Here is a 24,210-nt window from a genome sequence, read left to right as displayed (position 1 = left end):
TATCGCGGCAAACTTGGCGTAGCAATCGCCGCGCTTTTGTGCGTCTGATGCACCACAACTCGTCCATTACTGTGCTGCTTGAACCCAGTTCTCTACTTCCATAGCAGGCACTCGAGCGAACTCCCCCATGTTGTTCGTCACCAGCACCAGGCCTTCGCTGCGAGCGTGCGCTGCAATGTGCATGTCGTTCACACCGATAGGCTGGCCGAGTTTTTCAAAGACGGCGCGAATGGCGCCGTGATGCTGTGCGGCCTTGGGGCCATAGGGAAAAACTTGTAGGCGAGTGCAAAAGTCTTCGATGGCGGCCAGGTTCTCGCACACGCGGCTGCTTTTCTCCGCACCAAGCAAGAGTTCGGCGAGGGTGATGGAGGAAATGGCCATGCGGCTGGCATTGGCGTTGAGTTCATCCACCGGCGCACCAAAAATCAAGTGTGCATGATGGGGAAAATCAGTAAAATGCATGAAACTTCAATGAAGAAACATTCATGACCGCTGCTGCCTCACTGCATACTCCGTCTTTGAAGGGCGCCACTGCGAACCTGGCGGATGGCTTGCGCGCCGGCCACGTCTACCGGCGCGAGGATTTGGCTTTTCTGAGCAATGCCATTGATCGGCATTTGCGCGAACTGGTGGCCATGGGCAAGCTTCAAAAACTGGCCCAAGGGCTTTACCACGCACCCAAACAATCGAGCTTTGGCCCACTCCCGCCTACCGACGATGAGGTGGTGAAAGGCTTTCTACGGGACAAGGAATTTCTGGTCTTCTCGCCCTCGGCTTACAACGCGGTGGGCCTGGGCACCACCCAGCTCTACAACCGCACGCTGGTCTACAACCACAAGCGCCATGGCGTCTTCCAACTGGGCAATCGACAGTTCGACTTCCGGGTCAAACCACGCTTTCCCAAAAAGCTGAGCCGGGAGTTCCTCTACGTGGATTTGCTCAACAACCTGGACGAACTGGCCGAAGACCGCGATGTGGTGCTCAGCCAGGCACGCAGCAAGTTGTCCTCCTTTGATCACAAGCGCTTGCAAGAGGCCGTCAAAAACTACGGCAACATGGCCACACGCAAACGCTTTCGGGAGTGGATGGGTGCTTGAATTTCTTCACGACCGCCGCGACTTCGACCAATTGCTTGCGGTCGTCGCCAACGACCGGGGGCTTGATCCCATGTTGGTCGAAAAAGACTACTGGATCATGCATGGCCTGTGGGGCCTTCAGGCTCAGGGTTTTGTGTTCGAGCTCAAAGGCGGCACATCCTTGTCCAAAGGCTTTGGGGTAATTCATCGGTTTTCGGAAGACATTGACATCCGCATCGAGCCACCAGATGACTTGAACGTGAAAACCGGTCGCAATCAGGACAAACCCGCACACATCGCATCGCGGCTGGCCTTTTACGACGAGCTGGCCAAACGCATCCGCATTCCTGGCGTCGTCAGCGTAGAGCGGGACACCTTCTTTGATGATGACAAGATGCGCAGCGCCGGCATTCGCCTGAACTATTTCCCGCGTACGACCACCTTGTCCGGCGTGAAAGATGGCATCTTGCTGGAGCTGGGGTTTGATGACACAGCACCCAATCGCGCTGTGACGATTTCTTCTTGGGCTTTGGAGTTTGCCCGGGATCGAGGTGTTCAGGTCTTGGACAACCGCGCTGTGGATGTCCCTTGTTACGCGCCCACGCACACCTTCGTTGAGAAACTCCAGACCATCTCGACCAAGTACAGACGGCTGGCCGAGGCCAAGGCCTTCCCCGCCAATTTCCTTCGGCACTATTACGACGTGTACTGCCTTCTTGGGCTTCAGGAGGTGCAAGCGTTCATCCGGACGACCGCATACCAGGAACGCAAGGTTCAGCGTTTCCGCTCCGGTGATGAGTTGGTCATTGCCAAGAATCCTGCATTCACACTGAGTGATCCAGTGCAGCGAGACCTCTTCGCAAGGGAATACCGGAAGTCATCTGCGCTTTATTACCAGGGTCAGCCGGAATTTGACCAACTGCTTGCCAGGATCAAGGAGCATCTGGATTCGATGTGAGGCTCGAACTTTGGCTGGAAACCAAGCCAAAACCAGCCAATTACTGGGTCAGTGATGGAAGCATGGATCCTCGGGCCAAGCCCGAAGATGACTGATCAATCAGCCAAACACCTCGGTATCCACCTCGCTGTTGGACTGCGCGTTGTAGCGGTCCCCTGCCACCGTGCGCTGGTTGATCAGGGCGTCAAGCCGTGCCAGCAGACTGGCGTCGAGCTTCACATCCACCGCCGCCAGGTCATCGCGCAGGTGGTCCACCGAGGTGGTGCCGGGGATGGGGATGATGTCTTCGCCTTGGTGCAGCAGCCAGGCCAGTGCCAGCTGCGAGGGGCTGCAGCCGGCCTCTTGCGCGAGCGCGTGGTAAGCGGGCAAGAGCTTCAGGTTGGCGGCGTAGTTCTCCGGGGTGAAACGCGGCATGCTGCGGCGGATGTCCTTGGCGTCGAAAGCGCTCACGTCCAAAGCTGCGCCGCACAAAAAGCCACGCGCCACCGGGCTGAAAGCCACAAAGGCCACACCCAACTCACGGCAGGCCTGCAGCACCGCGATCTCGGGGTTGCGTGTCCACAGCGAATACTCGGTTTGCAGCGCCGCGATCGGGTGCACCGCGTGCGCTTTGCGCAGCGTGCTGGCCGACACCTCCGACAAACCAATGGTCTGGATCTTGCCTTGGCGCACTAGGTCGCTCAGTGCGCCCACGCTGTCTTCGATGGGCACTTGTTTGTCCCAACGGTGCAGGTAATACAGGTCGATCACCTCGGTCTGCAAGCGGCGCAAGGAGTCCTCACAGGTCTTCTTGATGGTCTCGGGGCGGCCGTCGATGACACGCACTTTGCTTCCATCGCTTTGCTCAACGCCCTGCATGCCGCATTTGCTGGCCAGCGTGAAGCGGTTGCGGTGCGGCTTCATCACCTGACCCACCAGCGTCTCGTTGGCCCCAAAGCCATACAGGGCCGCCGTGTCAAACAAAGTCACGCCTTGGTCCAGGGCGGTGAGCAGCACACGCTCGCCCTGCTGGGACGAGACAGGCGCGCCATAAGCATGGCTGAGGTTCATGCAGCCCAGGCCGATGGCGCTGACGGAGAAGGAAGCGATTTGACGGTTTTTCATGGCGCTATCTTAGCGACTTGCTGCACCTCACACACGCCTCACATGCGCCGCACACCGGACCACCGCCACAGTGCTTTTTCGAGTTCGATCAACAGGAACAAGGCACCCGCCAAGGTGCCGATCACAAGCCAGCTGAACAGGTCCAGGGCGCGGGTCTGGAACACCGCCTGCATGAAAGGCGCGTAGGTGAAAAGCAGTTGTATCGCCACCATCAGCAGGCTCACACCGATGGCCACCGGGTTGCCCGTGAAGGTCTCCAGGCGGAAGGCGGAGCGGGTGAAGTGGCGGGCATGAAACAGGTAAAACAGCTCGCTCACCACCAGCATGTTCACCGCAGCGGTGCGGGCCATCTCCAGGCTGCTGCCACGCAAGAGCTCCCACTCGAACACCGAGAACGTGACCGCTACCATGAGCAAGCTGACAAACACCATGCGCAGCACCAAAGGCCGGGTCAGCAAGGGCTCGGTCGGTGGGCGCGGCCCGTGGCGCATCACGCCCTCCTCGCCCGGCTCGAAGGCCAAGGCCAGCGACAAGGTGACCGCCGTGATCAGGTTGACCCACAAAATTTGCCCCGCCGTGACCGGCAGCGCCAGGCCCATGAAAATCGCCAACACGATCACGCCCGCCTCGCCGCCATTGGTGGGCAAGGTGAAGAGCAAGGTCTTCTTGATGTTGTCAAACACCACCCTGCCCTCGCGCACGGCGCGGGTGATGGTGGCAAAATTGTCGTCGGTGAGCACCAGGTCCGAGGCTTCGCGCGCCGCGTCCGTGCCCTTGTGACCCATGGCCACGCCTATGTTGGCCGCTTTCAGGGCCGGGGCGTCGTTCACGCCGTCGCCGGTCATGGCCACCAGGTGCCCCTGCGACTGCAGGGCGTGCACCAAGCGCAACTTGTGCACGGGGCTGGCGCGGGCAAACACATCGGTGTCCAGCACCCGGTTTTTCAGGGCCTCGTCGTCCATGGCCTCGATGTCTTCGCCCGTGAGCGTGTGGCGGGTGGCCAGGCCCAGTTGTGCGCCAATGGCCGCTGCCGTGAGGGCGTGGTCGCCCGTGATCATCTTCACCTGAATGCCCGCCCGCTGGCATTCGGCCACCGCCGCCATGGCCTCGGGCCGGGGCGGGTCAATGATGCCCACTAGGCCCAGCAGCTCAAAGCGGGGGCGGATGTCGTCCATGCTCAGCTGGTGCGTTCCGCCTGGCATGGCGCATTGGGCCAGGGCCAGCACGCGCTGGCCTTGGGCAGCGGCGTCGGCCACAGCGGCTTGCCAGTGCGCCGCGTCCAGCGGCTGGCCGCCACTGTGGGTGCACAAGCGCAGCACCACCTCGGGCGCGCCTTTGAGCAGCACCTCCGGCTGGCCCGCGTCGCCCTGGGCTTGCACCAGCACCGCCATGAAACGGTGCTCCGACTCGAACGGAATCACATCCAGCCGCTGCACGGTGCGCAGCACCTCGGCGCTCAGGCCCGCCTTGTGCGCCAGCGTCACCAAAGCACCCTCGGTCGGGTCGCCCACCATGCGCCAAGAACCAATTGCTCCGCCTGCTTTAGCCAAATCTTCTGCGCCCACAGCACGGGGCAATTGCGCCAGAGGCTGCAGCACAGAGCCCTGCCCCTGCGGCTCAATGCGCGCCTCGTTGCACAGCCCCGCGCAGCGGGCCAAGGCCAGCAGCTGCGAGGCGTGTTCGGGCTGCACAGCGGTGTCGCCGGCCCAAAATCCGCCCAGCGGCGCATAACCCGCCCCGTCACGCGCAAGCGCTGACCGGGCAGGACCACCTGCACGGCGGTCATTTCGTTTTGGGTCAGGGTGCCGGTTTTGTCCGAGCAAATCACACTCACCGAACCCAGCGCCTCCACCGCAGGCAAGCGCCGCACGATGGCGTTTTGCCGGGCCATGCGGCGCGTGCCGATGGCCAGCAACACCGTGACGATGGCGGGCAGCCCCTCAGGGATGGCGGCCACCGCCAAGCCCACCACCGCCATGAACAATTCCTGCGCGGGCAAATGCGCCGCCCAATAGCCATAAGCAAAAGACACCGCCCCCACGCCCACGATGAAGGCCGTGATCTGGCGGGCGAACTGGTCGAGCCTGCGCGTGAGCGGCGTGACCAGCGACTGCACGCCGCCCACCAGGGTGCCGATTTGTCCGATCTCGGTGCGCGCCCCGGTGGCCACCACCACGCCCATGCCCTGCCCCGTGGCCACCAGCGTGCCCGAATAGGCCATGCACAGGCGGTCGCCAGTGGGCGCTTGAGCTGGCACAGCCTCGGTGTGCTTGCCCACCGGTACCGACTCGCCCGTGAGCGCCGCTTCGGTGATGCGCAGGTTTTTGCAACGCAGCAGGCGCAGATCGGCCGGGACCTTGTCACCCGACTCCAGCAACACCAAATCGCCCGGCACCAAGTCCTCGGCGGCCACGGGCTGACGCGCCCCGCTGCGCCACACATGAGCCCGGCTGGCCAACAGGCCACGCACCGCGTCCATGGCTTTTTCAGCCTGGCCCTCTTGCACAAAGCCAATCAGCGCATTGATCAGCACCACCGCCAAAATCACCACCGCGTCCACATGCGCCTGCAAGGCCAAGGTGACGCCCCCGGCGATCAGCAAGACATAAATCAGCGGGTTGTGAAACTGCAGCAAAAAGCGCCGCCAGGCGGGCAAGCCCCGCACCGTGGGCAAGCGGTTGTGGCCATGCGTGCGCAGCCGCTGCACCACCGCATCGGGCGACAGGCCTTGCGCCGGGTCCACCGCCAGCGCCTGCAGCACCTGCGCGGCACTTTGCGCGTGCCAGTGGGCATGCGGCTCAGGCCCAAAAGCAGGCGTCTGCATGGGCGCGCGCAGGTCTGCTGCCGGGCCGCCCGACACGCCTTAAGCTTTCAAAATCATCACCGGCACGGGCGACTGCGCCAGCACCTTTTGCGCCACACTGCCCAGCAGCAGGGCCGACACACCGCCGCGCCCGCGCGAACCCAACGCAATCAGGTCACAACCCAAGGACTTCTGCGCCTCCAAAATGCCTTTGACCACCGAAGCGCTCTCGACCGTGGCACTCTGAAAGGGCACCTTCAGCGCCTCGCAATGGGCGCGCAAAACAGACAAATGCTGCTCGGCCCAAGCCGCCGCTTCCTGGCTATGGGCTTGTTGACCCAAAGTTGATGCCTGACCCACACCCGCGTACAGATAAGGGTCAATCACCATCAGGCCATAAACCTGCGCGCCCTGGCATTGGGCGAACGAAATGGCCAAACGGGCCGCCGCCAAGGCGGCATCGGAGCCATCGATGGGCAACAGAATTTTTTGGACCATGGTCATCTCTCAAGTCGGTGCATCACAAGCCCATGCTAGGTGGATCCGGCAGGACGTGTTTTGACGCAAGTCATGCAAATCACCAACAGCACCCAACACCCCTCAAGAGCGCCAAGCTGCGGGCCTTGCCCCCGCATGCCCGTTCTGGAATTGCCAAGGCCCGTCCTGCGGCGCTTCGGGCATCACGGGCTCGCTCACATCGATCAACACCATGCGGTTTTCCACGCCCCACTCGTCAGCGGTGGCGTCGATGCGCACGCGCAAGCCGCTGCGGTGCGCGGTGGGTGTGAGCTGCACCACGCAGTGGCGGCGGCACTGCCCGCCCAGCACCTCGTGGTGAAAGCGCGCAAAGGGCGCTTGCGAGTCTCCATCCAGAAAATCTGCAAACAGCTGGTGCTGGCATTGCGAGCGCTGGATGTCGAGCAAGATGGCGCCCGCCAAATTGGTCTGCAAAATTTTCCCTTGCGCGTCCAGCGTGACAAACCCCACGGGAGCGAAGTCATAGGCATCAACGTACTTTTGCAAATCGTCCCCCGTCTGGGGCTGGGCCGCTTCTTCTTGGCTCAGGCCATAAGGCGGCACACATGAAGACGGATCGGGCAGCGCGGCTGCGGTGGGCAAAGCGGCCCCTGCTGCATAGCCTAGCTGCAGCTCGGCGCTGTCGTGATCACTGCCGCTGTGATGGCCTGCCAAGCGGGCCAGCTGCTGCAAGTAGCGCTGCGACTCGGCCTGGCTGCGCGCCTGGCATTCGCAAGCCATATGGCGCAGGTTGTCTGGATCTTTCAAGGTGATCTTGCCCCGGCTGTTGCCAATCCAGCCTGCCGCCTGAAAGCGGCCGGCCGCCTGCGTGACCGATTCGCGCCGCACGCCCAGCATGTGGGAAATCGTCTCGTGCGTGACGTGCAGCTCCGCGCGCTTGGCCGCCTGTGCGTTGCTCAGCAGCCAATGGCTCAGGCGCTCAGACACCGCATGGTGGCGGCTGCACACAATGCTTTGGGCCATCTGCGCCATTTGCCACTGCACATAGAGCAAGGCCAATTTTTGTAACCGCACTTGCGTGTCCAAGATGCGCAAGAACACATCGGCCCCCATGCGCAGCGCCTGCCCACCACACTGCACCTGCACCGTGTGCTGCATGGCCAGGCCGCCCAAGACCAGCGGCACACCGATCAGGCCATCACAAGCCACCAGCGCCAACTCGGCCGACTCGCCATCGGCCGTGTGCGACACCCAGGACACACTGCAGCTGAGCGGGAAATACACATGCGCCATCGCATGCCCAGGCTGGGCAATCACCTGGCCCGAAACCAGCGTGACACGCTCCAGGTGCGGCGCAAGCGCTGCCAGCTCTGCGGCTGACAGGGCCGCCAAGATCAGGTTGTGGCGGGCACTCAGCCCTGACGCGTGTTGAGATTGAACGGACCGCATGGACGGGGCTGGGCTCACCTCGGGCATCGGACCTGGAGCCCCCCTCTCACACATCGCAGGATGCAGCAAGGCCTGTAACTCAGGTGCACTCACAAGGGGATATTGAAGGCTTCTGGGGCTGGGGTGGTTGGTTGAACGCCACATGTCGAACTCCGATCAAAAGGGCCACTGCAACCATTGCAGGGTGAACATGGCTTCATGCTCGGGCCAATGCTCGGCAGCGTCGATTGATCGAACGGTGTGTTTGCATAGCCCAGAGGGCATATACCTCTGGAAAATGCAGCTGATCCAGCCGATCGCAGCGAGGGCACTCAACTGCGAAACACCAGCTGCGTGCCGCCCTGAGCCTTGACAAGCCAGAACCGCGCATCCGTGCCGTCCACCGTGGCACTGCCCGACACAATCACCGGGGCCTGCACAAAACGCGACTTGGGCAGCCGCCACACCATCTCCTGCAGGCTTTGCGGATGGTTGGCCATGAAAACGGTTTGCCCCGTGCCTGGGTCCAGGCTTTGTGACCAGCTCACCTGCAGGCGACGGTTCATGAAGTCGGCCAGGCGTTCCATGGTGTACCAGGCAAACTGCGGCCCCTTGCTCTTGGCGTAGCTCAGCATGTCCAGCAGCACGTTGCGCCACAAATACGCGCCAGGCGGGTGCGCATAAATCATGCGGGCGGTGTTGTGTGTCACCCCGAAATCGATCATCTCGCGCTTCCACGCAATGATCTCGCTTTGCGGCACCTTGTAGTCCTGGAACTCTTCGTAGGTGGCGTACAAACCCGCAGGCGTGACCGGGAACACCCACAAGCCGGGGTTGAGCAAACGCCCATCGCGGTATTGGCGTGTACCGCCCAAACCGGTGTGCCCCGCAAAGTAGGTCGACACCACGCCTTGCTGCTCATGCCAGTCCATCGACCACATCGGGTTGTTACCCTCAGGCGACGAATAGCTGCGCGACTTGAACCCTGTGGCCGCATCCACATCACGGCGGTTGATCACCAGACACTGCATGAAGTTGTCCAGCCGCAGCTGCGGGTTCAAACACGCGCCACCGGTGCTAACCAACTCGTTGGTCTCGCTCACGTTCAGGCCATAAAAATCATGAATCCAGCCGCCATGCGAGCCCACACTGTGGCCTGCGGCTTTGAACGTCTTGAGGTACTGCTGCGCTGTTTTGTTGCGTGCCAGGTTCCAACCCAACCGATCCCCCGCCACGATGGCATCGGGCCCGGCGGTCATCTCGATCGAGAACAAAGCCTGCGGATCGCTGAACACCTTGAGCTTGATCAGCGCCCCCGTGGGGGCCTGCGCTGCTTTGGCGTCCAGATGCCAGTCAAAGCTCATGCCGCCCACGCCATTGGGCATGGATGACAGGTGCGGCAAGTCCAGCACCTCGCGCACAAAAAAATTCAGGTAACCGTGCATCATCAAGGCATCGGTGCGGCCCTTGAGGTAGGTCAGCGGCAGGTTCACAAACAGCACCTGCCCGGCCCCCACCGGATTGACGCCCGCCACCAAACCAAATTGAGGTGAAGTGGCCAACACCTTTTGCCCGGGCAAGTTGCCAAACTCGCCCGCCGTCACATAGCTTGGGTAAATCAGCGGTCCCAGCAAATAGCCGCTGTAAGCCTCCAGGGGTTCATCCCCCGCCAAGAGCGCTGCGCTGCGCACGACGGTGTCGGCGCTCTTGGTCGAGGTGGGCATGGGATCGGGTAAAGGCTGCGACACGGCAGGCAAGGCGTGCGCTTGGAACGCCCGTCCCAGATCGATTTGCACCTGGCGTCCACTCGTTTTTGACACGCTGCGATCACTGCTCTTGGCATAGGACATGCGGCTGTACTGCTGCGGATCAAAGCCGCGTGCGCCCCCCGCATCGTTCACACCCACAGGCAGGTACAAGGCCGCATCGCTGCTGATTTGCGCCGCACTCAGCAAAGGCGCGGCGGCGGTGCTGGCTGCCAAACCCACAAAGGGCAGCGACTTGCCCGGTGGCACCAGCAAACTGCGCAAGGTGCTGCGTTTTGCAGTGACCGGCCCCAGGCCCGTGGTCTGGTCGCGCAAGGCCTCGTACATCACATAGTCCACCCCGGCCATGTCGCTCAAGCGTGACTTGGGAATCGGGTACACCGGCGTGCCATCGCTCAAGGTGGTCAGCGCCCCAAAGTCAAACACCAGCATGCTGCGCCCGCCTTGTTGGGTGAAAGTTTTGACCGCTGCCAACAAAGCATCGGTGGCCTGCACATGCAAACCATCGGGCAGGATCAGCCCCGCAAAATCACGGGCCGAATCACCCAAGGCCAGGAACTGCGCATCGGTGATGGGCTGCACACGCACGCCCAGCTCAGATGCCGCGTCTACCCAAGCTGACACACCGGGGTCGGCCATGTTCTGACCGTCGGGCAGCAACAGCATCAGCACACCGGGGTCGGGCACAGGTGGGGCCAGCAACGTGGCGGCCACAGATGGCAAAGACTTGTCGGGCAGCGCAGCAGACGCGCTGATCCCCAGTGCCTGCGTCCATGCGCTCACCGTGGCCACAGCGCGTTGCAGCAAAGAGCTCGAAGCCGCATTGGCAGTCGACGTGACCGAGGCGGGCACTGGTGCGGGGATGACGGGTGACTGCGTTGTGATAGCGCTGGCCAACACCACCGTGGGGACCATCAAAGCGGCATTCGGGTCCTGTGCCAACAGCTCGGGCAAAGGGCCCACTTCCGGGTCTTCGGACAGGACGCCATCGCTGAGGTCCTGCAAGCCGAGTGGGCTGGGAACATTGTTCGCACCACCACAAGCGCCCAGCAAGATGGCGGCACTGCACACCACCCCCAAGGCCCTGCGGGATCGCTGCCAAAGAACTTGATTTGAAGAAATATTTTGCACGGCTTGACTCCTTGAATGCTTGGGACACAACCACAAACCAGCGCTCATCCAGGACAGCGGTCTGCGCATCGGATCAATGTAAAAACGCCCCGCCCCAATGACTGTTCGTTGATTCACCGGTTGCGATTTCGGTGCTGCACATCACCGCTCAGGGCGCAAGCGCACAGGGCGGGCGTGCGCTGTTTCGCTGATGAAAAATCAGCGCCAACGGACCATGCACTTTCTTTGCTCAAGTAAAGGACACCATGCCCACCAGCCATCTCTCGAAGACTCCAGACCTTGGCCCCAACCACTCGGCCGCTGCACATTGCCCACACAGGCCAGGGCGCACGGGGAGCATCACCATCACCTGCCTGATGGGCGTGGGCCTGAGCACCCCGGCCGCAGCGCAAGAACTCGCAGCCACCTGGCAGCAGCGCCCAGGCAGTCTGACTCTGGCCTTGGTGTTGGGCGTGATCGTGCTGGTCATGCTGAGCTACGGTGTGCGTCAAATGCTGTATGCGCTCAACCGCGTGTTTGGCACGCAGCGCTACCCCTATGCCCATGTGCTGCCGGCCCAGTGGCCCATGGTGACGGTGTTCATCGCCGCCCACAACGAAGAAAAAGTGATCGCCGACAGCATGCAGGCGCTGCTGCAAAGCGACTACCCACCTGATCGCCTGAACGTGGTGGTGGTCAACGACCGCTCCAGCGACCGCACCGCCGCCATCGTGGACGCCACCATCGCGCAACACCCCGGGCGTCTGCAGGCCTTTCACCGAAACGGCGGCAAGCCCGGCAAAGCAGCAGCCCTGAAAGATGCGGTGCGTTACGCGCAAGGCGACATCGCCCTCATTTTTGACGCCGACTACACACCTGGCCCCAGCTTGCTGCGGCAACTGGTGACCCCGTTTCTGGACCCCGAGGTCGGGGCCGTGATGGGCCGCGTGGTGCCACGCAACGTCTCCACCAATTTGCTCACCCGCATGCTCGACATGGAACGCTCGGCGGGCTACCAAGTGGACCAGCAAGCCCGCATGAACCTGCACGGCGTGCCCCAGTTTGGCGGCACCGTGGGCGGGGTGCGTTTGTCGGCCGTGCAAGCGGCCGGGGGCTGGCGCGACGATGTGCTGGCCGAAGACACCGACATCACCTTTCGCTTGCTGGTGGCGGGCTGGAAAACCGTCTACAACAACCAGGCCACCTGCTACGAAGAGGTGCCCGAAGAATGGTCGGTGCGCCTGCGCCAGATCCACCGCTGGGCCAAGGGCCACAACCAGGTGCTGTGGCGTCAGGTGCGACAGCTGATCCGCTCGCCTTGGCTGAGTTGGCGAGAACGCATCGATGGCCTGATGCTGCTGCACATCTTTTTGCTGCAACCCCTGCTGCTGCTGGGCTGGGTCATGGCCGTGGGTCTTTATTACCTCAATGGCTCCGAGGTCCTGACCGTTTTCGTTCCCAGTTTGCTGCTGGTGGTGTATGCGGCTTTGGGTGGCTTTTCGGCCTTCATGCAAATGGTCTACGCGGTGCTGGTTGACGGTCACCGCCAGCGCATCCGTTTGCTGCCTTTTCAAATGTTCAATTTTGTGGCGAGCTTGCCCACCATCACCGCAGCTTTGGGCGATGTGGTGCTGGACCGTGTGCTGCGCAAAGAACTGGTCTGGCACAAAACTGTGCGCTACCGCAAGGAGTCCGGCGCATGAACGGGTTTATTGAACCTTTGGCTCTACTGTTCGGGGCCCTCACCCTGGTTTTGCTGGCCTGGCCCTTTTACCCGGCCTGGCGCGAGTTGCGTCACCCCAGCGATGCCCGGCCACTTCAAATCAAGCATGACCCACAAGCGCTGCACGCCAGTGCAGCAACCCACGCCGAGGACTTCGAGGCGCTGCACAGCCCCTACCCGTCCCCCACGCCAGAGGACGACCAACGCCAGCTGCTGACGCACCTACCCCACGCCCAACCTTGGGGAGACCATGGCTGGCGCGTGCAAGGCGACTGCCACTTGCCCGAGGACAGCTGCTTGCCTGGCCCGCTGGTGGTCAGCGGAAAGCTGACCTGCGGCGCACGCAGTCTGGTCGCAGGCGATGTCAAGGTGCACGGCGACATCCACTTGGCCCCAGACAGCACCCTGCTGGGTGCCTTGTTTGCACACCAGGTGACGCTGGCCGAGGGTGCACGGGTGTTGGGGCCGGTGGTTGCGCGAGCGGCCGTGCGCCTGGGGCCACACACCGCCATTGGCCGCAGGGGCCAGCCCGTCAGCCTGAGCGCCGAGAAAGTGCTGGCCGATGACAGCGCCTGCGTGTACGGCCCGGTCTGGATACAGACCCAGACGCAGACCCCGGGGATCGCATCATGAAGCGACTGCGCCCGCTCCACCTTCTGCAGCATGGCCTTAAAGCCTGGTCTTGCCAAAGCCTACTGGTCCTGGCGTGCAGCGTCCTGGGTCTGAGCGCGGCCCACGCACAAGCCACCCTGCAAGCTGCCCCCATGCAGACCACACCCACAGGCCAAGCCCTGGACCTGAGCGGCTACACCGACGCCACCGGGGCCATCACGGTGCAACACCGGGGCGACACCGTGGACCCGTATTTCGCCTTGCAGGCCCTGGGTGTGGCCCAGTCGCAGGGGCTGGATATTTCGGCCTACGCCCTGCCCTGGGCCCGTTGGCTGTCGCAGCGCTACCAAGAAGCGGGACACTTGGGCCGTTATTGCCAAAGCCCACAGCAGCCAGGCAGGGCCCATCAAGCCAGCTCGCGCACCACCTGGCGCTGGTGCAAAGCACCCGATGCCGACGACTCGTCGCTGGCCCTGTGGTTGCAGTTTTTGCACCGCTTGGCGCCACACGAACGCGCCCAAATGCCCATCGCAGCATTGCAAGCGCGTGCGGCCCAAGACCTGCGCGGCCTGCATGAGCCAGCCACCGGGCTCTACCACGTCTCGCCGCACATCCGCTACAGCCTGTTCATGGACAACCTGGAAGTCTGGTCAGCCTGGCCCAGCCCCAGCTTGGCACGGGCCATCCACGTTGCTTTCTGGGACCCAACGCACCGCATCTTTCGGGTCAGCACCCAAAAGGCGCACCCGCACCCAGGTCACCATTTCTATCCCGACGCCACAGCCCAGATTTACCCCTTGCTGGTGGACTTCCCGGGCCTGCCCGGCGGCGCTGGTGCGCATTACGTCCAATGGATGCGCGAGCACCGCGCCACCTGGCTGGCGCAAAGCGGGCGCGAATTTCCTTGGGGCCTGATCGCCCTGGTGGCCTGGCGTCAAGGCGATCTGCTCAGCGTGCGCTGCTGGCAGCAACGCGCCCTACCGCACCGCCACAGCGCGCTTTGGACTGTCACCGACGAAGTCATTGCCCAAATCCTGCCGCCTTGGCACCCCCCCAACCACACACCACCCACCTCAGAGGAGAACTGCGCATGAGCCACTATCTGGTCTGCACCGGCACACGCCCCGAAATCATCAAAATGGCCCCCGTTTACCGCAGCCTCAAAGCGCGCGGTGAAACCGTTCAAGTGCTGCACACCGGGCAACACGAAGACATGGCCATGGCCCTGTACCGTTTTTTCCACATGGGCCCGGACCACCACATGCACCTCAAGCGCGAGCGGGCTGGCCTGTCGCAACTCACGGCCGAATTGCTGCAAGGCATTGACCAGGTGCTCAGCCATGCCCAGCCCGACGTGGTGCTGGTGCAAGGCGACACGTCCAGCGCCTTGGTCGGGGCCATGGCGGCGTATTTCAGGGACATCCCGGTCGCGCACATCGAAGCGGGTTTGCGCACCGGTCAGCATGATCCCTTTCCGGAAGAAAAAAACCGCGAGCTCATCGGACGCCTGGCGCAATGGCATTTCCCGCCCACCCCGCAAGCCCGCCAGAACCTGCTGCGCGAGGGCGTTGCGGCTGCGCACATTTTTGAAGTCGGCAACACCGTGATCGATGCCGCGCTGTGGGTCAGCCAACGTCTGGCCCAGCAGCCCTGGGGCCAGGCCTACCCGGACGATGTGCAGCAACTGCTGGGCCGGTTCGACAACGCACCCTTGATGCTGGTGACCGCGCACCGCCGCGAAAACTGGGGCCGCCCGATCCAGCACATTGCGGCAGCCGTGGGCACTTTGCTCAAACTCAACCCACAACTCATCGCCGTCTGGCCACAACACCCCAACCCCAGCGTGCGCCTGGACATCGCGCAAGGCCTGGGCGATCTGGCCCCCGAGCATGCGCAGCGCCTGTGCCTGACCGAGCCACTGGACTACCCCGCGCTGATCGGGCTGCTGTCGCAATGCCATTTTTGCCTGACCGACTCGGGCGGCATTCAGGAAGAGGCCTCGGCCCTGCAGCGCCCCGTGCTCATCACGCGCGACAGCACCGAGCGGCAAGAGCTGGTCGACGCCGGGGGTGCCCTGCTGGTGGGCACAGACCCGCACGCCATCATCGAGCACAGCACGGCTTTGCTGCACGACCGCAGCGCCTACCAGGCCATGCAACTGCGCCAATGCCCGTTTGGTGACGGCCAGTCGGCCCTGCGCATCGCCGATGTGCTGACCGGCCACCACCTGAGCATCCCCCTGGGTGCCGACACACACCCCTTGTCCCAACCCGTCCAGCACATGCCCGCCCAACACATGCCCACCTTGCCGGGCGCAGCGCTTTCGAGCCTCTCACCTACCCACGGCCGCAACGCGTACCCGCACTGAAAGCCCCACCATGCACCGCTCCCACATGATCCGTCTGCCCCAGCCACACGCCAGCCTGCTGCTGTCCATTGCAGCGCTGATGCTGCCCAACGTCTGGGCCCAATCCGGCACACCATCAGGCCTGCACCAGGCCGAGATCTACAGTACTCACGACACGCTCAGCGGCAGCTTTGCCAACTGGCGCGAAATCGGCTTTCGCGGCCTGTACGGCACGGGGCCACACCTGCTGGCGGCTGAAGTGGCCACCATGCAACGCTTCAACGAAGACGGCAACTACCTGGCCCTGGGCGACACCCTCATCCTGGACCGCCATTGGTACGGCTCTCTCACGGTGGGTGCGGGCGACGGCGCGTCCTACCTGCCGCGCTACCGGATCGACGGTTTCCTCCACCGAAAATGGCTGGACGACCTGAGCCTCGTCACCAGCGTGGGCCTGGGGCATTACAAAGCGCCTGACGCACACCAGGACGACAACTTGAGTCTGGGCCTGTCCTGGTACCCGCCGTCGAGCTGGGTGCTGCAGACGGAGGCCAAGTTCAACCGCAGCCGCCCCGGCCCCATCGACACACAGCAGTATTTCGTGGCCGCCACCTGGGGCCAGGCGGGCCAGACCCGCATCACCGGCCGCTATGGCTGGGGCGAAGAAGGCTACCAGTCACTGGGGGCCGATGCCTTCATCTCGCGCTTTTCCAGCCACCAGACCACGCTCTCGGCCCAGCACTGGCTGGGCCCGAATTGGGGCATCAAAGCCAGCGCAGAACGCTACAGCAACCCTTTCTACAAACGCCAAGGCCTGCAGTTGGCGGTGTTCAAGGTGTTGCCATGACACACCCTGCCAAACCCAAACCCAAACTCGGGCCCGGGCCAGCCACTACGGCCCCATTGCCCAGGCCCCAACACCTGGGCCTGCAGTGGCTGCTCTTGTCTGCCGCGCCGGTGCTGCTGCTCTGGATCCTGCAAGCGCACCTGATGGCTTTTTGGCAATGGGTGATCAGCGCCTGGTCTGGCGTGCTGGGCCTGTCGCTGAGCACACGCCTGTCGGCCCAAGGCGACACCTTGTTCTGGACCGCCACGGGCGACGGCAGTTTTGCACCCTCGCTCACGCAAATTGCCGCCACGGCCGTGCTCGCAGCCGCCGTGTGGTTAGGGAGCGGCAGACTCAGTGACCGCTTTCACCCGCTCAAAATCAGCCTGCGGGCGCTGTGCCTCATCCAGTGGAGTGCCTGCCTGTTCTTCTGGTTGGCCCCGGCCAGTTTCCCTTACACCATCAGCTCGCACGCCAGTGCCCTGATGGGCATGGGCTTTGGTTTCATGCTCGCCATCGGCCCCATGCTGGCTCTGGGCTGGGGCATTTTGCGCATGCCCCTGTTGCACAAAATCCTCGCCCCCTTGGCCGTGCTGGCTTACTTTGCCCTCATGTTGCCGCACAAAACCTTGCTGCATGTCTGGTTGCTGGAACACCTTTCCATCCTGTTCATGCCCTTGCTTTTTTTGTGCTTTGGCGCCTTGCTGGACCTGTGGATTTTTGTGGCCCTTTACGCCTGGCTGGCCAGCAACACGCCCGTGCTGGCCCACTCAGACTCGACTGCTGCCCAAGCCTTCGTCCCAGCACCCGACCCCCACTTGGTCCGTTAAGCCGGAGAGCCCCATGCCAGCCCCCCCCAAAAAATCCGACAAACCAGGCCAATACAGCATGGCCCGCAAACTCCTGCTGCTGCTGGCCATCCTGGTCATAGCCACCGTCGCCAGCATGACCTGGCCCCAAGCAGACAGCCGGACCCAAGTCCCCACCGGCCTAGTGCTGCTGCTGCCCCATGCCGATGCGCGCCAGCACACCATCACCCAAGCCTGGCTTGATGCCGCCCACGAAGAAGGCTTGCCCATCAGCACCATGACGGATGATGAATTCATCCGCTTGCAAGCCAGTGGCCAGCCGATGGCGGGCGTCATCCTGCCCGACACGGTGCACCCCAACGCATCGGACCTGCTGGTCAACACGCTCTACCAATTCGTTGAAGGCGGCGGTCAATTGATGGTCAACTTTGATGCGGCCCTGTTCCAGCTGCACCACAAGCACTATGCCGCCGACGAATCTCGCCTGTCGACCCTGGTGGGGGTGCGCTATGCGCTCTACAGCCACTTGCAAGACGACACACTGCACAGCGGCCCCGTCTTCGCCAGCCGCGAAGGAGAAAGGCAACTGGCCATCCAGCCCGGAAAACTGGACTTCGAGGACGATGCCCCCGACAGCTGGGGCGAGCTGACCACCTACGCCTACGATCACTTGGTGTACGACCACTTTCGCACCGCGCCTTGGTGGGCCGCTGCTGCTCCGGGACTCTTGCGCACCCGCGATGCACGCGCCGACCCGCCTGCGCCAACGCATGTGCCGCTGGGCGCGGGTTCGGGCAGTTTGCGCACCTGGGTCAAGTCCGAGCAAGGCGACGTCATCGTCTCCAGCCATGCCCACGGCCAAGGCCAGGTGCTCTTTGCCAACTTGCCGCTGGGCTACCTCAAGACGCGCACCGACAGTTACCTGCTGCACCGCATGCTGAGCTTTTTTGGCACCCACATGGCCCACCTCCCTCGCCTGGCCGCCACCCCCAACGCCACAGGCGGCATGGTGCTCAATTTGCATGTGGACTCCAGTTTTGCCCAAAAACCGCTGGACGACCTGGAGAAATCAGGCTGGTTCGACAACGGCCCTTATTCCATCCATGTGACCGCCGGGCCACACGCCCACCACGAAGGCGACCGCTTGGGCCTGAACATCCCGCAAAACCCTTGGATGCAGGCCTTCCTCAAACGCCAGCACGACAAAGGCCATGAAGTCGGCAACCACGGCGGCTGGACCCACAACGTGTTTGGCAACGAAGCCGACGAACACAACCGCAGCCGATTTGAGCCCTATCTGGTGCGCAACCACGACAGCATCCGAGACGCCATCGGGCAAGAGCCGGTGGTGTACTCCGCCCCCATGGGCAACCAGCCCACCTGGGCCACACAATGGCTGCACGAGCGCGGCTTCAAGGCCTTCTACACCACCGCTGACACGGGCCTGGGTGCGACCCGCTCCTACATTTCGGGCCAACCCTCACCATATTCGAAGATGTGGAATTTCCCGATCTCCAACTTCAAACGCATCGCTACCGTGGACGAGCTCGAGCAATTCGGCCTGGAAGAAGACGAGATCCGCGACTTCATCGTGGCCCTGTTTGCCCATGTGAGCGAAGAGCACCTGGTGCGGCTGTTTTACTTTCACCCGGCCACCACACCGCAATACTTCAAGACCATGAAAGCCCTGCAGGAGCAAGCCCAACTGCTGCAAATTCAAAAGGTCTTTCGCTGGTACCGCATGGCCGAGCTGTCGGACTTCATGAACCGCCGCGCCACCGTCAAGTGGCAAGTGCACGACCAACAAGACCAGCGTCAGTTGCAGGCCCGCAGCCAGGACACGCTGGACAGCATGACCTGGCTCATCCCCACACGCAGCGCCAAAGATCTGCGCATCACCCAAGGCCAGGGCCGTATCGAGCGGCAGGAACACCACTGGCTCGTCAGCGCCGGCCCGGGCCAAACACTGGGTGTGGCGTGGACACACCAAGCACCAGGAGAACGCCCATGAGCACCCAAACCCCACTGCATCCCGTCCCTTTCAACAGCCTGCCACGTTCAGTTGCGCAGATCGCGGCCCACGGCCAGGCCCGAACACCATGCCGCGAAAACGACTTTCGCATCATTGGCGAACATCTGCGCAGAGCCAGTCAGTCCAACAGCCTGGCCTCGCGACTGCACGCACAAGGTCTGAGCGTAGACGCGGAGCAGCAAACCCTGCTGACACATGTCTTCCTGCAAAATGCCCTGTGCCGCATCAAGCCACAAGGCGCCCAGGGCTAAGGCGTGGGATAAACCATCGAACCATGCTCCGCATACAAAGGCCAGGCAGGATCAGGAGCGCACCCGAAGGCGGTGGGCGTGCCACACGCCCTTCAAAACCATCGCCCACAAGGATGGACTCCCTGCAAAAGGGATCAGCCCATCGATGTCACGAGCCTGCGTAAAAACCGCAGGACTCAAAGGGGTAAGTCGGGTCGACATGGACCACCGCTCTGGCCATGTACACCGCCGGGTTCTCGGGAGTAATAGGCAAAGCACTGGCCTCCAGTTGCACCACCACGAGTGTGGACGCGGATACCACTGGCGCGATCAATCCGGCTTCGGCCGTTTGGGCACCCGCCAGCACGGCCAGCGGCCCCTGAACAACACGCCAGCGGTAGTTGAACACCGTGTCCGTGGGCAACCCACGGGCTGTCAGCCGAACCGGTGCGCCAGGCTGGCAAATGCTCGCCACAGGCGTCACGGACATGCCCTTCAAATAAGTGCCCTCAGGGGCGATGCCATTGAGCGCCACGTTGGGCTGCACGCGCAGCTGGCGTGTGTAGCTCACCTGCCGCCCAACCTCATTCAGGCCTGACAGCGTCAAGTCATAAAGCGCATCCGTGGTTGTGCTTTGCCCTTCGGCAAAAACAGTCAATTTACATTGCCAATTGCTCCCCCCGGAACCGGCGGGCGATGTGGCCGTGGCCAAGGTCGGTGTGACCGAATCGTTTTTGAGGGCCACGGCACAGTCCTGATTGAAAACACTCAACACCGGATTGGTGGCCGCCAAGGGCATCACAGACCAGGACATGTTGGTCAGGCGGTACTTGACGCTTTCCAGCGAACCTGAAACCACACCACCCTCGCCCGCTTTGAGCAGCACTTCTGCACCGCTGTTGGACGAAATGCCACCAGCGCCCTCACCGCCACAGGCCACAAGCAGGCTCGCCGAAGACGCCGCCACAGACAGTTTCAATGCCGTGCACAAAGCGCGGGGCCATTTGTTGAATGCAAACACTGGACTCATCAATTGCTCTCTTTCATGGTGGGGTGAGACAGGTGAAGAAAAAAACCACACTTGCATGCTGAAAGCTCAGCGCGAGACTGTCTGTATCGGATCGCACAAACGAGTCAATACAGGCATCACTTGAACAAACTCGGCTGAGAGATGACGCCGTAATTGGGCCCCACACCGCCAGACTGGGGCGGTGGGCATTGGTTGCTCATTTTGGCCAGGATGTATTTGCCGCTGCCGCCCACCGCGTCCAATAGCTGCAAACAGGCAAAGCCAATGATCGGTGCCGACGTTCCTGAGACCACCTGCTGGAGTGTGGGTACCACCACGAATTCACATTTTCGGTTGCCGGCAGCGCTGCATTTTTTAACATCGGTGTACAAGCTGGTTTTGACACCCGTTTGCATCCAGGCGGCATCGCCCACCGACATGCTGATCGGATTGCCCTCCTCGATCAAATTTTCAATGGCATTGGCCCCTGAGGCCTGGGTGTCCAGCGAGGTCCACTCGCCCGACTCACAGTTGTCGTAGTGGTAGATGGATCCGATCTTGAACTCAGGTACCAGACCGGTCAGTGGGTCTACACGCGGTGCGGCTGGTTGCGCATTCATGTCCCAAAACTTGTCGTACATGCATTTGGAAATGCCAAATGGAAACAAACCGCCCGGCAAAATGGTCCCCGGGCTGCTCACTCCCGCCACCGCCGTCACCCGCACCGGTTTGGAAAAAACGCCCCAGATGCTGGCTAAAAAAGTGCGCACAGGCCCTTGGTTCTGGCCATCGCTTTTGCCCAGGCTCACCTGCACAGCGGGCGCGTCGTTGGCCCCCGGTGTCATGGGCAAACCTTGCAAACCCGTGGCAGTTTGGGTCGTATCCCAGTATCCGGTTTGAATCTGGCCATCGGCCAGTGCATGGCCTGCTGCGCGGTTGAGGGCGATGGCGTTGCTGGCAGTGCTTGCAGCACCTGACCAGTTCAGGACCGAGGCCCCTTGGGTGTAGAGCTTTCGCGCTCCGGCCAGCGCTGCCGCGTCGGCATCGTTTTGCAATTCGTTGCGCACCACATGCAAATAAGCCAGGTCGACCGCCAAGGCCCCTGCACCCACCAACACTGGCAGAGTCAGGGCCACCAGCACGCTGACCGCACCTTTTTGAGACTTGGAAAACCGTTTGATTTTTTGCATCACTGTGTCCTTCACTCGTAAACCATCTCCGTACTGGCCTGCAACACCCAGGGCTTGCCCAAGCTGTCAAACAAGCTGCCCAGGCCTATGCCTTTGAAGGTGTAGCTCACCGTCACACGCAGCGTGGGGTCACCGTTCAAGCTGGCCTTTTGGATGACCACAGTGGGTTGAGACGGGTTGGTGCCAAAACTGACCAGCGCACTTTGGGCGTATTGGGTGACGACCTGTCGAATTTGCGCATCATTGAGCAACGGGTTACGTGCCACGATGCCCGCGCGTGCGCCTTCCCGACTGGCATTGGTGATCACGGCTTTGTCGTACAAAGCCAGGCTCGCATCAATGCCGCCCACCAACAAACCCAAGAGGATGGGCAAGATGAGTGCGAACTCGACCACGGCTGCGCCGTGCTGCTGGGCTCTCGTTTTAACGCCTTGCCGGCCTCCTTTACCAAGGGTTGGTTCCGCATCTGCAGGGCTTGAATGTCTCTGCTTTTTTTGACCCCTGCAGCCCTGGCGTGCGCTGTCCTGAAACCATGTCATGGGCAATCTCCTGAACTGGGCCCGAACGACCCAAATGCAAAACCCCAACCTTAAAGACGCGCGCGGCTTGTTTCGGTGCGCTGGCGCACTGCGCGCTCTGCATGACCCCAAATTCATCGCTTTGGTGCTGTAGCGCACTGTTCGAGGCCAACCAATTTTTTAAAGTGGGCTTGCGGTTTGGAAAAATTCTGACCGCTGCAAAGTCCCAAGGTCACAGCAAGAAAACACCTACGGTAAGTGCCGCGAAACAAGGGGCTTGAAGCTCACCTCAACTTTTCAACTCTGGAGTTAGCACATGAAAAAATTTTCTCAATCTTTCAAGACATTTTGGGCCGATGAAGATGGCGCAAGCGCCATTGAATACGGCTTGCTGGCCTCGCTGATCGCGTTGGCGATCACGGTTGGTGCGACCGCTCTGGGCGGTGCGTTGAACACCCTGTTCAACGACATCGCAGGCCAGCTTTAACGCCTCCAGGTTCACTCGCACTTGAAACGCCTCCATGCCCCTCAGCCTGTTTGACTGGACACATCTGGCCGCACTGGCCGCCATGCTTTTGGCGGCCATGTGGCACGACACCGCAACGCGCCGCATACCCAACACGCTGGTCTTGTGGGGCAGCTTGACCGCCATCGGGCTGTCACTGTCGCCACACGGCATCGGACTGGGCTCGGCGCTTGCGGGGGGCATGGTGGGTTTTTTGGGGTTTTGGGTGTTCTACCTGCTGGGGGCCGTGGGCGCGGGCGATGTGAAGCTGGCCGCTGCCACGGGCCTGTTTGTGGGGCATCCCGACATGCTGTGGGTCAACCTGCTCATTTTGCTGGCCGGGGGTCTGCTGTCCATCGCTTGGGCGGTGTTCAGCGGCCAACTGGGTCAGACCCTGAACAACCTGAGCACCGGTTTGTCGCAAATTTGGCTCAGCCGCCAACACGGGCCAAGTGCTGAGCGCACGGCCTTTCCGGTGAGCGCAACGCGCATGCCCTACGCCTTGGCCATTGGCGCGGGCACGGCGGTGTACGTGCTCAAGCTTTGGCCTTTTTCGTGATTATTTTGCATTGCAAGGACTGTTTTTTATGAGAAACATTCGCCCCGCAGGTGCGCTGCTGATGGCCTTGGCACTGGGCTTGGCAGCCGCCGCTTACGCCGCCAGCTGGTTGCAGAAACAAAGCGCGTCCAATACCTTGCAAGTGATCGTGGCTGAGCGCGATTTGCAGATGGGTACCCGGCTGCAACCGGACATGCTGCAAACCTTGGCCTGGCCCAAGGCTGCGGCCATTCAGGATCCCTTGACCACGCTCGACCAAGCAGTGGGTCGGGTCATTCACATGCCAGTGCTGCGCGGTGAGCCCCTCCTGCAAAGCAAGCTGGCACCGGTGGGCGAAAAAGGCGGCCTGTCTTCGGTGCTCGAGCCTGGGCAGCGTGCGGTCACTGTGAAGGTCAATGAAATCATGGGTGTGGCCGGTTTCGCACTGCCTGGCAATTTTGTGGACGTGATGGTCAACACGCCCGACAGCCTGAACCAGCCCGTCTCCAAAATCGTCATCGAACGCATCAAGGTGCTGGCCGTGGCGCAAGACGTCTCCACCAACGAGAGCAAACCTCGCGTGGTCAATGCCGTGACCCTGCAGGTCAGCCCGCAGCAGGCCGAACAAATTGACCTGGCGCGCAGCGTGGGCACCTTGTCGCTGGTGCTGCGCAGCCACAGCGACAACATCCCGGTGCAAACGGCCGGTGCACGCAAACTCGACCTGCTGCCCCAAGTGGCTGCTGCCGTGGTGGTGGCCACAGCCGCCAAAGCCGCGCCACCGCGCCCGCGTGCCGCTCGTCCTGCCCCCACCACCCCGGCCACACCCGTTGCGCCATCAGCGCCAGAGCCTGCCCGGTTCGAAGTCATTCGGGGCCTGTCCCTCTCGCAAGAGTAAACCCAACACCGCCTGAACCGCCGCACCGGGCACAACCCGGTCACCCACTTGCAGCCACCTGGAACTAGTCCCTTCGCCATACCAAAGAGAGCACCATGCCAGCCATCCAACCCAGCCCGCACAAAAAAGCAACAACGCCAACCCCTGCAAGCTCCGGGATGTCTCGGCACCCCTGGCGACATGCTGCCAGTGCATTGGCCGCGGCTCTGCCCCTCGTCTTCGCTGGGTCCCACACCGCAAATGCAGCGCCC

The 24,210-nt window shown here is 62.2% G+C and carries 23 protein-coding genes; 13 read left to right on the top strand and 10 right to left on the bottom strand.

Features of this window, described 5'->3' with window-relative positions:
• Window positions 1–66: 66 nt before the first annotated feature.
• Window positions 67–462: a PIN domain-containing protein gene (locus QZ190_RS09520; RefSeq protein ID WP_291915531.1), complete on the bottom strand. Its 396-nt coding sequence runs from the start codon at window positions 460–462 to the stop codon at window positions 67–69.
• Window positions 463–485: 23 nt separating this feature from the next.
• On the opposite strand from QZ190_RS09520, the gene QZ190_RS09515 reads away from it, so the two are divergent.
• Window positions 486–1,097 carry a hypothetical protein gene (locus QZ190_RS09515; RefSeq protein WP_291915530.1) on the top strand — a complete coding sequence of 204 codons (612 nt, stop codon included), beginning with the start codon at window positions 486–488 and terminating at the stop codon, window positions 1,095–1,097.
• Window positions 1,090–2,034 (top strand): nucleotidyl transferase AbiEii/AbiGii toxin family protein, encoded by a 945-nt coding sequence (locus QZ190_RS09510; RefSeq protein WP_291915529.1) that lies wholly within the window; start codon window positions 1,090–1,092, stop codon window positions 2,032–2,034. The genes QZ190_RS09515 and QZ190_RS09510 overlap by 8 nt, the downstream gene beginning before the upstream one ends.
• 99 nt (window positions 2,035–2,133) lie before the next feature.
• Here QZ190_RS09510 and QZ190_RS09505 read toward each other — a convergent pair whose 3' ends face one another.
• The 6 genes from QZ190_RS09505 to QZ190_RS09480 all read right to left on the bottom strand — a co-directional run bounded on the left by QZ190_RS09505 (window position 2,134) and on the right by QZ190_RS09480 (window position 10,743).
• Window positions 2,134–3,138 (bottom strand): aldo/keto reductase, encoded by a 1,005-nt coding sequence (locus QZ190_RS09505; RefSeq protein WP_291915528.1) that lies wholly within the window; start codon window positions 3,136–3,138, stop codon window positions 2,134–2,136.
• A 38-nt stretch (window positions 3,139–3,176) separates the two neighbouring features.
• Window positions 3,177–4,736: an HAD-IC family P-type ATPase gene (locus QZ190_RS09500; RefSeq protein ID WP_291915638.1), complete on the bottom strand. Its 1,560-nt coding sequence runs from the start codon at window positions 4,734–4,736 to the stop codon at window positions 3,177–3,179.
• Window positions 4,619–5,962, bottom strand: coding sequence for an HAD-IC family P-type ATPase (locus QZ190_RS09495; protein ID WP_291915527.1), 1,344 nt, complete (start codon window positions 5,960–5,962; stop codon window positions 4,619–4,621). The genes QZ190_RS09500 and QZ190_RS09495 overlap by 118 nt, the downstream gene beginning before the upstream one ends.
• Before the next feature lie 39 nt (window positions 5,963–6,001).
• Window positions 6,002–6,439 carry a universal stress protein gene (locus QZ190_RS09490; RefSeq protein ID WP_291915526.1) on the bottom strand — a complete coding sequence of 146 codons (438 nt, stop codon included), beginning with the start codon at window positions 6,437–6,439 and terminating at the stop codon, window positions 6,002–6,004.
• Between the two features lie 102 nt (window positions 6,440–6,541).
• On the bottom strand, window positions 6,542–7,867 hold the full coding sequence (locus QZ190_RS09485; RefSeq protein ID WP_291915525.1) for a helix-turn-helix domain-containing protein: 1,326 nt from the start codon (window positions 7,865–7,867) through the stop codon (window positions 6,542–6,544).
• 311 nt (window positions 7,868–8,178) lie between these two features.
• On the bottom strand, window positions 8,179–10,743 hold the full coding sequence (locus tag QZ190_RS09480) for a hypothetical protein (RefSeq protein ID WP_291915524.1): 2,565 nt from the start codon (window positions 10,741–10,743) through the stop codon (window positions 8,179–8,181).
• A gap of 245 nt (window positions 10,744–10,988) precedes the next feature.
• Here QZ190_RS09480 and QZ190_RS09475 point away from each other — a divergent pair, with 245 nt between their 5' ends.
• The 8 genes from QZ190_RS09475 to QZ190_RS09440 are packed head-to-tail and all read left to right on the top strand — an operon-like array spanning window position 10,989 to window position 19,322.
• Window positions 10,989–12,425 (top strand): glycosyltransferase family 2 protein, encoded by a 1,437-nt coding sequence (locus QZ190_RS09475; RefSeq protein WP_291915523.1) that lies wholly within the window; start codon window positions 10,989–10,991, stop codon window positions 12,423–12,425.
• Window positions 12,422–13,078, top strand: coding sequence for a hypothetical protein (locus tag QZ190_RS09470; protein WP_291915522.1), 657 nt, complete (start codon window positions 12,422–12,424; stop codon window positions 13,076–13,078). The genes QZ190_RS09475 and QZ190_RS09470 overlap by 4 nt, the downstream gene beginning before the upstream one ends.
• Entirely contained in the window at window positions 13,075–14,151 is a 1,077-nt protein-coding gene (locus QZ190_RS09465; RefSeq protein ID WP_291915521.1) for a hypothetical protein, read from the top strand. Before QZ190_RS09470 ends, QZ190_RS09465 begins: the two co-directional genes overlap by 4 nt.
• Window positions 14,148–15,425, top strand: a complete 1,278-nt coding sequence (gene wecB / locus QZ190_RS09460; protein ID WP_291915520.1) for a non-hydrolyzing UDP-N-acetylglucosamine 2-epimerase — start codon at window positions 14,148–14,150, stop codon at window positions 15,423–15,425. The genes QZ190_RS09465 and wecB overlap by 4 nt, the downstream gene beginning before the upstream one ends.
• A gap of 10 nt (window positions 15,426–15,435) precedes the next feature.
• Entirely contained in the window at window positions 15,436–16,251 is an 816-nt protein-coding gene (locus tag QZ190_RS09455) for a YaiO family outer membrane beta-barrel protein (protein WP_291915519.1), read from the top strand.
• Complete coding sequence (locus QZ190_RS09450; RefSeq protein WP_291915518.1) at window positions 16,248–17,060, top strand: hypothetical protein; 813 nt, start codon at window positions 16,248–16,250, stop codon at window positions 17,058–17,060. Before QZ190_RS09455 ends, QZ190_RS09450 begins: the two co-directional genes overlap by 4 nt.
• A 13-nt stretch (window positions 17,061–17,073) precedes the next feature.
• Complete coding sequence (locus QZ190_RS09445; protein ID WP_291915517.1) at window positions 17,074–19,050, top strand: polysaccharide deacetylase family protein; 1,977 nt, start codon at window positions 17,074–17,076, stop codon at window positions 19,048–19,050.
• On the top strand, window positions 19,047–19,322 hold the full coding sequence (locus tag QZ190_RS09440; protein ID WP_291915516.1) for a hypothetical protein: 276 nt from the start codon (window positions 19,047–19,049) through the stop codon (window positions 19,320–19,322). Before QZ190_RS09445 ends, QZ190_RS09440 begins: the two co-directional genes overlap by 4 nt.
• A 148-nt stretch (window positions 19,323–19,470) precedes the next feature.
• On the opposite strand, the gene QZ190_RS09435 is transcribed toward QZ190_RS09440, so the two are convergent.
• The 3 genes from QZ190_RS09435 to QZ190_RS09425 form a co-directional block, all read right to left on the bottom strand.
• Window positions 19,471–20,331 (bottom strand): hypothetical protein, encoded by an 861-nt coding sequence (locus QZ190_RS09435; RefSeq protein WP_291915515.1) that lies wholly within the window; start codon window positions 20,329–20,331, stop codon window positions 19,471–19,473.
• A gap of 116 nt (window positions 20,332–20,447) precedes the next feature.
• On the bottom strand, window positions 20,448–21,500 hold the full coding sequence (locus QZ190_RS09430; protein ID WP_291915514.1) for a TadG family pilus assembly protein: 1,053 nt from the start codon (window positions 21,498–21,500) through the stop codon (window positions 20,448–20,450).
• 11 nt (window positions 21,501–21,511) lie between these two features.
• Window positions 21,512–21,895, bottom strand: coding sequence for a TadE/TadG family type IV pilus assembly protein (locus tag QZ190_RS09425; RefSeq protein ID WP_291915513.1), 384 nt, complete (start codon window positions 21,893–21,895; stop codon window positions 21,512–21,514).
• Window positions 21,896–22,334: 439 nt separating this feature from the next.
• Here QZ190_RS09425 and QZ190_RS09420 point away from each other — a divergent pair, with 439 nt between their 5' ends.
• Genes QZ190_RS09420 through cpaB form a run of 3 tightly spaced genes read left to right on the top strand, consistent with a single transcriptional unit; the run spans window position 22,335 to window position 23,959 of the window.
• The gene (locus tag QZ190_RS09420; protein WP_291915512.1) at window positions 22,335–22,505 is read left to right on the top strand and encodes a Flp family type IVb pilin; all 171 of its coding nucleotides are present in this window, start codon (window positions 22,335–22,337) and stop codon (window positions 22,503–22,505) included.
• A gap of 34 nt (window positions 22,506–22,539) precedes the next feature.
• A complete protein-coding gene (locus QZ190_RS09415; protein ID WP_291915511.1) occupies window positions 22,540–23,082 on the top strand; it encodes a prepilin peptidase in 543 nt (180 codons plus the stop codon).
• 28 nt (window positions 23,083–23,110) lie between these two features.
• Window positions 23,111–23,959: a Flp pilus assembly protein CpaB gene (gene cpaB / locus QZ190_RS09410; RefSeq protein ID WP_291915510.1), complete on the top strand. Its 849-nt coding sequence runs from the start codon at window positions 23,111–23,113 to the stop codon at window positions 23,957–23,959.
• The last annotated feature ends 251 nt before the right edge of the window (window positions 23,960–24,210 follow it).

Origin of the sequence: Limnohabitans sp. (genome assembly GCF_017848645.1) — a bacterium.
Taxonomy (GTDB): domain Bacteria; phylum Pseudomonadota; class Gammaproteobacteria; order Burkholderiales; family Burkholderiaceae_C; genus Limnohabitans_A.
This window is presented reverse-complemented; position numbering and strand designations above follow the sequence as displayed.

What these genes read in the sequence shown, in the direction of transcription:
- QZ190_RS09475 (WP_291915523.1), top strand. Translation starts at nt 10,989, where the DNA reads ATGCCCACCAGCCATCTCTCGAAGACTCCAGACCTTGGCCCCAACCAC.
- QZ190_RS09440 (WP_291915516.1), top strand. Translation starts at nt 19,047, where the DNA reads ATGAGCACCCAAACCCCACTGCATCCCGTCCCTTTCAACAGCCTGCCA.
- QZ190_RS09435 (WP_291915515.1), bottom strand. Translation starts at nt 20,331, where the DNA reads ATGAGTCCAGTGTTTGCATTCAACAAATGGCCCCGCGCTTTGTGCACG.
- QZ190_RS09450 (WP_291915518.1), top strand. Translation starts at nt 16,248, where the DNA reads ATGACACACCCTGCCAAACCCAAACCCAAACTCGGGCCCGGGCCAGCC.
- QZ190_RS09445 (WP_291915517.1), top strand. Translation starts at nt 17,074, where the DNA reads ATGCCAGCCCCCCCCAAAAAATCCGACAAACCAGGCCAATACAGCATG.
- wecB (WP_291915520.1), top strand. Translation starts at nt 14,148, where the DNA reads ATGAGCCACTATCTGGTCTGCACCGGCACACGCCCCGAAATCATCAAA.
- QZ190_RS09485 (WP_291915525.1), bottom strand. Translation starts at nt 7,867, where the DNA reads ATGCGGTCCGTTCAATCTCAACACGCGTCAGGGCTGAGTGCCCGCCAC.
- cpaB (WP_291915510.1), top strand. Translation starts at nt 23,111, where the DNA reads ATGAGAAACATTCGCCCCGCAGGTGCGCTGCTGATGGCCTTGGCACTG.
- QZ190_RS09520 (WP_291915531.1), bottom strand. Translation starts at nt 462, where the DNA reads ATGCATTTTACTGATTTTCCCCATCATGCACACTTGATTTTTGGTGCG.
- QZ190_RS09470 (WP_291915522.1), top strand. Translation starts at nt 12,422, where the DNA reads ATGAACGGGTTTATTGAACCTTTGGCTCTACTGTTCGGGGCCCTCACC.
- QZ190_RS09505 (WP_291915528.1), bottom strand. Translation starts at nt 3,138, where the DNA reads ATGAAAAACCGTCAAATCGCTTCCTTCTCCGTCAGCGCCATCGGCCTG.
- QZ190_RS09415 (WP_291915511.1), top strand. Translation starts at nt 22,540, where the DNA reads ATGCCCCTCAGCCTGTTTGACTGGACACATCTGGCCGCACTGGCCGCC.
- QZ190_RS09490 (WP_291915526.1), bottom strand. Translation starts at nt 6,439, where the DNA reads ATGGTCCAAAAAATTCTGTTGCCCATCGATGGCTCCGATGCCGCCTTG.
- QZ190_RS09430 (WP_291915514.1), bottom strand. Translation starts at nt 21,500, where the DNA reads ATGCAAAAAATCAAACGGTTTTCCAAGTCTCAAAAAGGTGCGGTCAGC.
- QZ190_RS09495 (WP_291915527.1), bottom strand. Translation starts at nt 5,962, where the DNA reads ATGCAGACGCCTGCTTTTGGGCCTGAGCCGCATGCCCACTGGCACGCG.
- QZ190_RS09465 (WP_291915521.1), top strand. Translation starts at nt 13,075, where the DNA reads ATGAAGCGACTGCGCCCGCTCCACCTTCTGCAGCATGGCCTTAAAGCC.
- QZ190_RS09420 (WP_291915512.1), top strand. Translation starts at nt 22,335, where the DNA reads ATGAAAAAATTTTCTCAATCTTTCAAGACATTTTGGGCCGATGAAGAT.
- QZ190_RS09515 (WP_291915530.1), top strand. Translation starts at nt 486, where the DNA reads ATGACCGCTGCTGCCTCACTGCATACTCCGTCTTTGAAGGGCGCCACT.
- QZ190_RS09455 (WP_291915519.1), top strand. Translation starts at nt 15,436, where the DNA reads ATGCACCGCTCCCACATGATCCGTCTGCCCCAGCCACACGCCAGCCTG.